Annotated in this window: 10 protein-coding genes; 9 read left to right on the forward strand and 1 reads right to left on the reverse strand. The window is 76.6% G+C overall.

Translation table 11 applies throughout. The features are described 5' to 3' along the window. Positions 1–123: 123 nt before the first annotated feature. From ECOMGDLI_RS03660 to ECOMGDLI_RS03690, 7 genes are all read left to right on the forward strand, one after another. A complete protein-coding gene (locus tag ECOMGDLI_RS03660) occupies positions 124–963 on the forward strand; it encodes an SDR family oxidoreductase (protein ID WP_198954517.1) in 840 nt (279 codons plus the stop codon). Next, positions 963–2,183: an acyl-CoA dehydrogenase family protein gene (locus tag ECOMGDLI_RS03665; RefSeq protein ID WP_088313830.1), complete on the forward strand. Its 1,221-nt coding sequence runs from the start codon at positions 963–965 to the stop codon at positions 2,181–2,183. The genes ECOMGDLI_RS03660 and ECOMGDLI_RS03665 overlap by 1 nt, the downstream gene beginning before the upstream one ends. A gap of 13 nt (positions 2,184–2,196) precedes the next feature. Beyond that, positions 2,197–3,147 carry a hypothetical protein gene (locus tag ECOMGDLI_RS03670; RefSeq protein ID WP_088313833.1) on the forward strand — a complete coding sequence of 317 codons (951 nt, stop codon included), beginning with the start codon at positions 2,197–2,199 and terminating at the stop codon, positions 3,145–3,147. Then, entirely contained in the window at positions 3,140–3,805 is a 666-nt protein-coding gene (locus ECOMGDLI_RS03675; RefSeq protein ID WP_088313836.1) for a maleylpyruvate isomerase N-terminal domain-containing protein, read from the forward strand. Before ECOMGDLI_RS03670 ends, ECOMGDLI_RS03675 begins: the two co-directional genes overlap by 8 nt. Before the next feature lie 120 nt (positions 3,806–3,925). Next, positions 3,926–4,513, forward strand: a complete 588-nt coding sequence (locus ECOMGDLI_RS03680) for a SigE family RNA polymerase sigma factor (RefSeq protein WP_198954518.1) — start codon at positions 3,926–3,928, stop codon at positions 4,511–4,513. Next, positions 4,510–5,916, forward strand: a complete 1,407-nt coding sequence (locus ECOMGDLI_RS03685) for a hypothetical protein (protein WP_088313839.1) — start codon at positions 4,510–4,512, stop codon at positions 5,914–5,916. Before ECOMGDLI_RS03680 ends, ECOMGDLI_RS03685 begins: the two co-directional genes overlap by 4 nt. Before the next feature lie 45 nt (positions 5,917–5,961). Further along, the gene (locus tag ECOMGDLI_RS03690) at positions 5,962–6,951 is read left to right on the forward strand and encodes a DMT family transporter (RefSeq protein ID WP_088313842.1); all 990 of its coding nucleotides are present in this window, start codon (positions 5,962–5,964) and stop codon (positions 6,949–6,951) included. 4 nt (positions 6,952–6,955) lie between these two features. Here ECOMGDLI_RS03690 and ECOMGDLI_RS34395 read toward each other — a convergent pair whose 3' ends face one another. Further along, the gene (locus ECOMGDLI_RS34395) at positions 6,956–7,111 is read right to left on the reverse strand and encodes a hypothetical protein (protein WP_158220884.1); all 156 of its coding nucleotides are present in this window, start codon (positions 7,109–7,111) and stop codon (positions 6,956–6,958) included. A gap of 125 nt (positions 7,112–7,236) precedes the next feature. Here ECOMGDLI_RS34395 and ECOMGDLI_RS03695 point away from each other — a divergent pair, with 125 nt between their 5' ends. Together ECOMGDLI_RS03695 and ECOMGDLI_RS34400 are read left to right on the forward strand one after the other, a co-directional pair. Beyond that, a complete protein-coding gene (locus ECOMGDLI_RS03695) occupies positions 7,237–8,703 on the forward strand; it encodes a serine/threonine-protein kinase (RefSeq protein ID WP_088313844.1) in 1,467 nt (488 codons plus the stop codon). Between the two features lie 124 nt (positions 8,704–8,827). Continuing rightward, positions 8,828–9,023 (forward strand): hypothetical protein (locus ECOMGDLI_RS34400; RefSeq protein WP_198954519.1); only part of this gene is annotated, 196 nt, incomplete at its 3' end.

Below are 9,023 nucleotides of genomic sequence, written 5' to 3' on the forward strand. Positions count from 1 at the left end.
TGTGAGCGTACGTCCCCGGCCCCGGGGACGTACGCTCACAGGCGGCGTGGGTGAGCAGCCGTTCGGACCCGTCGCCCAGGCACGGACGCAGGCACGGACACAGCCGCAGAGAGGCGGGCCCGGGTGGAGATCGCAGGTGCTGGGGTCGTCGTGACCGGCGCGGGGCACGGGATCGGTGCGGCGATGGCCCGCCGGCTCGCCGCCGAGGGGGCGCGGGTCGTCGTCAACGACCTCGATGCCGACGCGGCCGGGGCCGTCGCGGCCGAGGTGGGCGGCACGGTGGTGCCGGGGGACGCGGCGTCCGAGGCAGGTGTCGCGGCGCTCGTCGAGCGGGCCTCGGCGGCACTGGGCGAGATCGACGTGTTCGTCGCGAACGCGGGGATCGACCGCGGGCGTGGGCTCGACGCGAGCGAGGCCGACTGGGCGCTGTCGCTCGAGGTGAACGTCATGGCCCACGTCCGGGCCGCTCGGCTGCTCGTGCCGGGCTGGGTCGAGCGGGGGCGTGGCCGGTTCGTCGTCACGGCGTCCGCCGCGGGGCTGCTGACGATGCTCGGCAGCCCGACGTACTCGGTGACCAAGCACGGGGCCGTCGCGTTCGCCGAGTGGCTGTCGGCGACCTACGGGCACCGCGGGGTCGTCGTCCAGGCGATCTGCCCGCAGGGCGTCGACACCCGGATGCTCCACGAGGCCGGGCCCGCGCAGGAGGTGCTCGGCCGGGAGACCGTGCTCAGCCCCGAGGACGTCGCGGCGGCCCTCGTCGACGGCCTGGGCGACGACACCCGGTTCTTCGTGCTCCCGCACCCCGAGGTCGGCGACTACTACGCCCTGCGGGCCACGCAGCCGGACCGCTGGCTCGCCGGCATGCGCAAGCTGCAGCGCCGGCTCGACGACCACGACCCGACCCCGCAGGCAGCCCCGCAGGCATCCCCGCAGGACGGCACCACGACGAAGGAGAACGACTGATGGAGTTCGGGTTCGACGCACGCACCGAGGACCTGCGCCGCCAGGTGCTCGCCTTCATGGACGAGCACGTCTACCCGAACGAGCAGACGTTCCGGGACCAGGCCGCGGCCCTCGACGACCGCTGGGCCTGGACCCGCATCCCCGTCGTGCAGCAGGTCCGCGCGACCGCGCGCGAGCAGGGGCTGTGGAACCTCTTCCTCCCGGGGGAGCACGGCGCCGGCCTGACGAACCTCCAGTACGCGCCGCTCGCCGAGATCACCGGTCGGAGCATCCATCTGGCCCCGCCCGCCTTCAACTGCGCCGCACCGGACACCGGCAACATGGAGGTGCTGTCGATGTTCGGCACCCCGGAGCAGCAGGCCCGGTGGCTGGAGCCCTTGCTGCGCGGGGAGATCCGCTCGGCGTTCGCGATGACCGAGCCGGACGTCGCGTCCTCCGACGCGACGAACATCGCCACCTCGATCGTCCGCGACGGCGACGACTACGTCATCAACGGCCGCAAGTGGTGGATCACCGGGGCGATGAACCCCGACTGCAAGATCCTCATCGTCATGGGGCGGACGAACCCGGACGCCGACCGGCACAGGCAGCAGTCGATGATCCTCGTGCCCCGCGACACCCCGGGCCTCACCGTCGTCCGCGGCATGGAGGTCTTCGGCTACGACGACCACGAGCACGGCGGGCACGCCGAGCTCGTCTTCGAGGACGTCCGCGTCCCGGCGGCCAACCTCATCGGCGGCGAGGGCGACGGGTTCGCCATCGCGCAGGCCCGGCTCGGGCCGGGCCGGATCCACCACTGCATGCGGTCGATCGGCATCGCGGAGCGGGCCATCGAGCTCATGTGCGCCCGCGCCGTCGAACGGGTCGCCTTCGGGCGGCTGCTGGCGCGCCAGGGCGTCGTCCGGGAGTGGATCGCGGAGTCCCGGGTCAAGGTCGAGCAGCTGCGCCTCCTCGTCCTCAAGACCGCCTGGCTCATGGACACGGTCGGCAACAAGGGCGCGCACACCGAGATCCAGGCGATCAAGATCGCGGTGCCCGAGACCGTGCAGTGGATCCTCGACCGGGCGATCCAGACCCATGGCGCCGGCGGCCTCTCGCCGGACTTCCCGCTCGCCGAGTCGTTCGCCGGCATCCGCACGCTCCGGTTCGCCGACGGCCCCGACGAGGTGCACCGGATGTCGCTGGCGCGCGCGGAGATCCGGCGCCAGACCGGGCAGTGACCGGCGCAGCGGCATGAGCGGCTACGCCGTCCCCGACCCGACCCCGCCCCGCCGCCGGGCCATCCAGCTCGGCGTCGGGGCCGTCGTCACGGGTCTGCTCGGGGCCGCGCTGTACCGGACGGCGCACCGCATCGAGGGGACGACGGTCCAGGGCACCCTGGAGGCGCCGTCCCTCGGCGGCGCCCAGGTGACGTACACGCTCGTCTACCCGCGCGGGGTCGACGCGCGCCGGCCCGTCGTGCCGGGCGGCGGGCAGGGCAGCCGGCTGCCGGTCGTCGTCGTCCTGCACGACCTCGGCGGGGACTCCTCGGTCGTCACCCGGCTCGGGCTCGACGAGGCCCTCGGCCGGGCCGTCGTCCAGGACGGCATGGCACCGTTCGCCCTGGCCGCGATCTCCGGCGGCGACCGCTGGTGGCGGGCCCGACCCGACGGCACAGACGCCGGTGCGCTCGTGCTCGACAAGTTCCTGCCGTGGCTCGCCGCGCTCGGCCTCGCGGCCGGCGCCGAGCACCGCGTGGGCCTGCTCGGGGTCGGCATGGGCGGCTACGGCGCGCTGCGCCTGGCCCAGGAGCTCGCCCAGCGGCCCAACGCCCCCGAGGTCGCCGGTATCGCCGTCGCGGGGCCGACGCTGTGGCGCACCGCCGACGCGGCCCGGCAGCAGGACCCCGGCGTCTTCGCCGACGCCGGGGACTTCGAGCGCGGTGACCTGCGCTCCGCGCCGGACGCGCTGGCCGGCGTCCCGCTCCGGGTCGAGTGCGGCGGCGAGGACCCGTACCTGCCCGCCGTCCGCGAGGTCCTCGGTGCGCTCCGCCCGCCGCCGACGGTCACGGTGACGGCCGGCGGGCACGACCTCGACACCTGGAAGCCGTTGGCCGACGGGCAGATCCGGTTCCTCGGGACGTCGTTCGCGGCGGGGGGGCAGCAGGTAGCGGCGTCCGGCGGCTACCCTCCACCGCATGGCTGACCGCGTGCCCCTCTCCCTGCTCTACCGCGAGGCCCGCGAGCGCATCGGCGCGCTCGTCCCGGGCATCCCGGACGACTCCCTGCCGGTCCCGGCGACGCCGGGCTGGACCGTCCACGACGTCGTCGCCCACCTCGCGGGCGCGGCGCAGGACGGCGCGAGCGGCAACGGCCCGACGGACGGCCCGACCCCGGAGTGGACGGCGACCCACGTCGAGCGCGGCCGCGGCGTCCCGACGGCGGAGCTCCTCGAGCGCTGGGCGGCCGCGTCGGTCGCGGTCGAGGCGCTGCTGGAGAAGGTGCCGATCTGGCCGTACGTCTTCGACGCGACGTCGCACGAGCACGACCTGCGCGGTGCCGTCGGCGACACCGGCGCGCGGGACAGTGTGGGCGTCGTCCTCGGCGCGAAGCTGCTCCTCGGTGCGCTCGACGTGCCGGCGCCGCTGCGGGTCGTCACCGGGACCCACGACGTGCGGGTCGGGCCGCAGGCTCCGGACGACGAGCGCACCGTCCTGCGGACGACGGACTTCGAGGCTTTCCGCTGGCGGATGGGCCGCCGCAGCGCCGCCCAGCTCGCGGCGATGGACTGGTCCGGCGACCCCGCGCCGTTCCTCGACCACCTGTGCATCTTCGGCCCGGCCGCGACCGACGTCGTCGAGTAGCCCCGTCGAGCAGCCCCGTCGAGCAGCCCCGCCGAGTACCCCGCCGAGCAGCCCCGCAGGGCGAGCAGCCAGGAAAGATCCCGCGCCGCTCAACCCCCGGTGCCCCGCGGGGCGTCTGGGGTGGCGACGGGACGCCGGCGCCGCGCCGGCGACGAGGGGGACGAGATGTCCGCGGACGAGTCGCAGTTCAGGGACTTCGTCCTGCACCGCTGGCCGCAGCTCGTGCGCTACGCGTACCTGCTCACCGGCGACGCCATGCAGGCCGAGGACCTCGTGCAGGTCGCACTGGAACGGTCCTGGCGGCACTGGGGGCGGATCCGCAGCGACAACCCGGAGGCCTACGTCCGGACGGCGATCGCGCGTGGGGCGATCTCCCGCTTCCGGGCGCGGTCCCGGCGGGTCGCGGAGGCGCCGTTGGAGGGTGTCTCCGCCGACGTCCGCTCCGCCGCGCCGGACGGCGCCCAGGCCCGGGCCGAGCGCGACCTGGTCTGGCGGCAGCTCGCCGGCCTGCCGCCCCGGATGCGTGCGGTCGTCGTCCTGCGGCTGTGGGAGGACCTCACCGTCGAGGAGACCGCGCGGGTGCTCGGCTGCTCGACCGGCACGGTGAAGAGCACCCTGTCCCGCGCGACGGAACGGCTGCGGGCCAGCGCCGACCTGCGCGAGCTCGCCGGGGTACGGAGCACGGACGACACGGAGGTGACGCGATGAACGACCACGACCTGCGGCTGCTCGTGCGCGACAGCCTCACGGAACGGGCCGAGGCGCTGCCGGCGGTCACCCCGCCGTGGGACCGGGTCCGCGGCGGCATGTCGGGCGTCCGGCGCCGGCGTCGTCGCCGGCAGGCGCTCGTCGGGGGCGTCGTCGCACTCCTCGCGGTGCTCGGTGCGGTCCGGGTGGACGTCGGCCCGCTCCGTGCGGACCGGACCGCGGTCACCCCGCCGGACGGCGGCCGGGTGCGCGCGTCGGCGATCTTCCCGGGGCCGACGGTCGGGTCGCTCGCGGGGGACCGTGCGTTCGTCGAGGAGGTGCGCCGCCGGGTCCTGGCGACCGGCCGGTTCCTCGACGAGCCGGTGGCCGCCGCGACGGTCGCGGCCGACGTCCTCGTGCCGTTCGCCGGGGACGTGGGCGACCTGCGGCTCGTCCTCGTCGAGGTCGAGCTGGGTACCTCCGCCACCGACACGTTCCTCTGGTTCGACGCCCCCCGCGGCGCGCCCGCGGCCGAGATCATGGCCGGCGACCCGTTGCTGACGTCGGCCGAGCTGGTCACGTCGGTCTGGCTGCCCTCGCCGCAGGGCCGGGCGGCGGAGCAGGGGACCGGTGCGCTCGTCGTCCTGTCCGCCCTGAAGGGCGACGTCAAGGTCGCGACCGGCCTGACGTGGTCGGCCGACGGCACCCCGACGTGGGACGTCCGCACGGTGGAGCCCGCGGCGGGGCAGCATCGAGAGCTCGCGGTCCCGTGGAGGGACCCGACGGTGCCGCCCGGGCTCTACACCGTGCCCGGCGACGCGGGGTGGATCACGATGGAGCCGGCGGGCGCGGGCGGCCCTCCCGAGGTGTTCCTCGACGGCCTGGAGCCGGCGCTCCACGGCGGCCGGGCCGCCACCGGTTTCCCGGTGGCCCGGGCCGTCGGTGCGGCGCAGATGGCCTCCGGGGTCGTCCGCGACCGGTCGACGCGGCGGCTGCTGTGGACCGGCCTCGACGGGAAGCAGCCGCTGTCCGTCGTCGCCGTCACGGTGCCGAGCGGCGCGCACGTCGTCACGGCGGTCCGCGAGATACCCGAGACCGGCTCGCCGGACGGGTACACCGGGTCCCAGGTGACCGTCGCGGTCCCCGCCGGACCGCTCGATCGCGTCGCGGTGGCCTTCGCCCTGGAGGAGTCGGACCCGGCCGACGGGACGACCGGCGTGGCCGTCCTCGGCCCGGTCGGTGCGACGACGGCGACGGTGACCGACGAGAAGGGCGGGCGGACGACGGAGCGGCTCGTCGACGGCTTCGCGAGCCTGCGGGTCAGGGCCCCGGAGACGGTCGAGTTCACCGACGCCGCCGGGACGACGGTCGGGCGGGCCCCGGTGGTCACCGGTGCGCCGGTGGCCCCGCCGCAGGGCGGCTGACACCTCGCCGACGCCGGACGGCGTGGCGCCCGCTACCGTGCGCGGGTGGCCACGCCGTCCGACGTCGAACCCGCCGCGGGCGGCACCCCCGGTGGGGTGCCCGCCGCCGCGGCGGCCCCCGTGCCGGCCCCCGTGCCCGACCGGCACCGGCAGGGCCTCGCGTGGGCGTTCGCCGGCGTCCTGCTGTTCTCGCTCTCGGTGCCGATGACGAAGGTCGCCGTCCGCGGCTTCGACCCGTTCATCACCGCGAGCGGCCGGGCCGTCATCGCGGGCGTCATCGCCGGCGTCCTGCTCCTCGTGCGCCGGGTGCCGTTCCCGCCCCGGGTGCACCTCACCCCGATCGTCTTCACCATGCTCGGCGCGGTCTTCGGCTGGCCGATCCTCCTCGCGTTCGCCCTGCAGCGGACGACGTCCGCGCACGTCGCCGTCATCGCCGCCTTCATGCCGCTCATGACCGCCGTCATCGCGGTGCTGCGCACGCACGAGCGGGTCAGCGGCCAGTTCTGGGCCGCCGCGTCCGCCGGGACCGCGGCGCTCGTCGCGTTCGCGCTGGCCCGCGGCGGCGGCACCGGCGCCGACCCGGTCGCCGACCTGCTCGTCGTCGGCGCGGTCATCGCGTCGTCCTGGTGCTACGTCGAGGGTGCGTCGGTGACCGCCGCGATGCCGGGGTGGCAGGTCATCTCCTGGGTCGTCGTCCTCGCGCTGCCGGTGACGGTCCCCGCGACGGTCGTCATCGCCGTCCTCACCCACGACACGTACTCGCCCGGCCCGGCCGAGTGGCTCTCGCTCGCCGGGCTCGGCGTCTCGTCGATGTACCTCGGCTTCTTCGCCTGGTATCGCGGGCTGATGCTCGCCGGCATCGCGCGGGGCGGCCAGGTCCAGCAGCTGCAGGCGCTGCTCACCCTCGTGTGGTCCGCGCTGTTCCTCGGCGAGACCGTGACGCTCGCCGCGGTCCTCGCCGCGTGCGCCGTCATCGCGTCGATCGTCTGGGCCCAGAAGGGCCGCCGGCCGCGGGTCGTCGCGCCCGAGGAGTGACCGGTCAGCCGTCGGTCGGGCGGACGGCGTCCCGCATCCGCAGGTCGCGCGCCGGGTCCGCGACGGCGCAGCAGCCCTGCGCCCGGACCCGCCCCGTCAGCGCGCCCCACGCGAGGGCGACGACGAGCACGAGGAACGGGATCCCGACGACGTAGCGCACGGGTCCACTGTGCGGGCCGGTCGGCCGCCGCGCAACGCCCGCCCCCGTCCGGCGGCCGGACGGTCCGCGGGCAGCGCGGTCACCTGCGGGGGCGACCATGGACCGGCTGCGACACGGTTCTGGGCATGACTGTCACCGCGGGCCCGACCGCCTTCGTGCTCGGGGGTCGCTACGTCGTCACGGGCGTCCTGGGTCGCGGAGCCGTCGGGGAGGTCCTCGCCGCGCACGACACGGTGCTCCGCCGGGACGTCGCGGTGAAGGTGTGGCGGTCCGCCGACGGCGACCCGGTGGCCCTCGAGCGGCTGGCCCGCGAGGCCCGGGCCGCAGGGCGGCTGTGCGGGGCGAACGTCGTCACGGTGCTCGACGTCGACGTCCGGGCCGAGCCGCCGTACCTCGTCATGGAGCGGCTCCCGGGCGTCACCTGGGCGGACGCGCTCCGCGGCCCGAGACCCGCGACGGCCACGACGGCGTCCGTGCTCGTGGACGTCCTCGCCGCACTGTGCGCGGCGCACGCGGCCGGCGTCGTGCACCGGGACGTCAAGCCCGCCAACGTGCTCCTCACGACGGACGGCCGCGCCAAGCTCGGCGACTTCGGGATCGCGACGCTCGCCGACGACACCCGCCTCACCCGCTCCGGCGACGTGCTCGGGTCGGCGCCCTACGTCGCGCCGGAGCGTCTCGACGGGGCGGAGCCGACCGGGGCCTGCGACGTGTGGGCCGTCGGGGTCATGGCGTACGAGGCGCTCGCGGGGCGGCGCCCCTACGACCGGGACACCCCCGTCCTCACGGTCATGGCGGTGCTCCAGGGCGGGCACGTCCCGCTCGCCCACCTGCGCCCGGACCTGCCGGCCGGCGTCCTCGCGGCGGTCGACGCGGCCCTGGACCGGGACCCCGCGGCGCGGCCGACGCCGCAGCACATGGGCGCCGTCCTCGGATCGACGCTCCCGGAGACGGACGGCCCGGGGGACCCCGCCCTCGCGGCGTTCGTCGCCCGCGCCACGGCGGCGCCGGGGTCGCGGCCGCCCGCCACGGGAGGCCGCCCGCTGCGGGGCACGACGGTGCTCGTCCCGCTCCCGCTCGTCGGACCCGGTACCGGCAGGCCCGGCCGATCCGCCCGATCCGGTTGGGCCGGGCGTGGGCGGCGTCGGCGTCCGGCCCGGGTGATGGCCCCTGCGGTCGCGCTGCTCGTCGCGGGGGCCGCAGGCGGTCTCGCGGCCGGCCTCGGGCTGGGGGACGACGGCACGCCCGCCTCGGTGGGCCCCGGCGGGGCCACCCCCTCGACCGCGGCCGGTGCACCCGCCGGCGGCGACCCGGTGCCGACGGCCGCCGCGGCGGGGGCCGCGACGACCGGGGACGCCCCGCGGCGCACCGTCCGCGTCCGGGCCGTCGTGACCCCGGCGGCCGGCGGGACGTCGCGCGAGGCAGGCACGGCGTCGACCGAGGCGGGCACGCCGCCCCGAAGGGGCGCCGCCGGCGCGTCGGGCGGCACCGGCGGCAAGGCCGGTGCCAAGGGCAGCGGCAGGAGCAGCGGGAAGCCCGGCAAGGGCAGCGGGAAGGGCGGGAAGCAGGGCAAGGCGGACGCCGCCGGGTGAAGGCTGTTCGCCGTCGCCCGGGCGGGCGGCCCGCTCCCCGCATGATCCGCTACGGTGCGCTGCGCCGGTGCGCACCTGTGCGCCGGCGCGGAGCCCGGACGGGCGGGAACGGAGTGCACTGCGCATGAAGCTGTTCGACGAGATCAAGGACCTGTTCACGACGGACGACGCCGAGAAGGCGGCGAAGGCCAAGGAGATCGCCGACAGGGCCCAGCAGGCCGCCGACGAGGCCGCGAAGAAGGCCGCTGCGGCGAAGGCCGCGGCCGACGCCGCGGCGGCGAAGGCAGACCCCGCCCCCGCGGCGTCGGCCGCGGCCTTCG

The sequence above is a fragment of the Kineosporia sp. R_H_3 genome (assembly GCF_002198675.1).
Lineage (GTDB): Bacteria > Actinomycetota > Actinomycetes > Actinomycetales > Kineosporiaceae > R-H-3.

Bases quoted from the DNA above. Each gene is read 5' to 3' on its own strand.
- ECOMGDLI_RS03670 (WP_088313833.1), top strand. From the start codon at position 2,197: ATGAGCGGCTACGCCGTCCCCGACCCGACCCCGCCCCGCCGCCGGGCC.
- ECOMGDLI_RS03675 (WP_088313836.1), top strand. From the start codon at position 3,140: ATGGCTGACCGCGTGCCCCTCTCCCTGCTCTACCGCGAGGCCCGCGAG.
- ECOMGDLI_RS03695 (WP_088313844.1), top strand. From the start codon at position 7,237: ATGACTGTCACCGCGGGCCCGACCGCCTTCGTGCTCGGGGGTCGCTAC.
- ECOMGDLI_RS03685 (WP_088313839.1), top strand. From the start codon at position 4,510: ATGAACGACCACGACCTGCGGCTGCTCGTGCGCGACAGCCTCACGGAA.
- ECOMGDLI_RS03665 (WP_088313830.1), top strand. From the start codon at position 963: ATGGAGTTCGGGTTCGACGCACGCACCGAGGACCTGCGCCGCCAGGTG.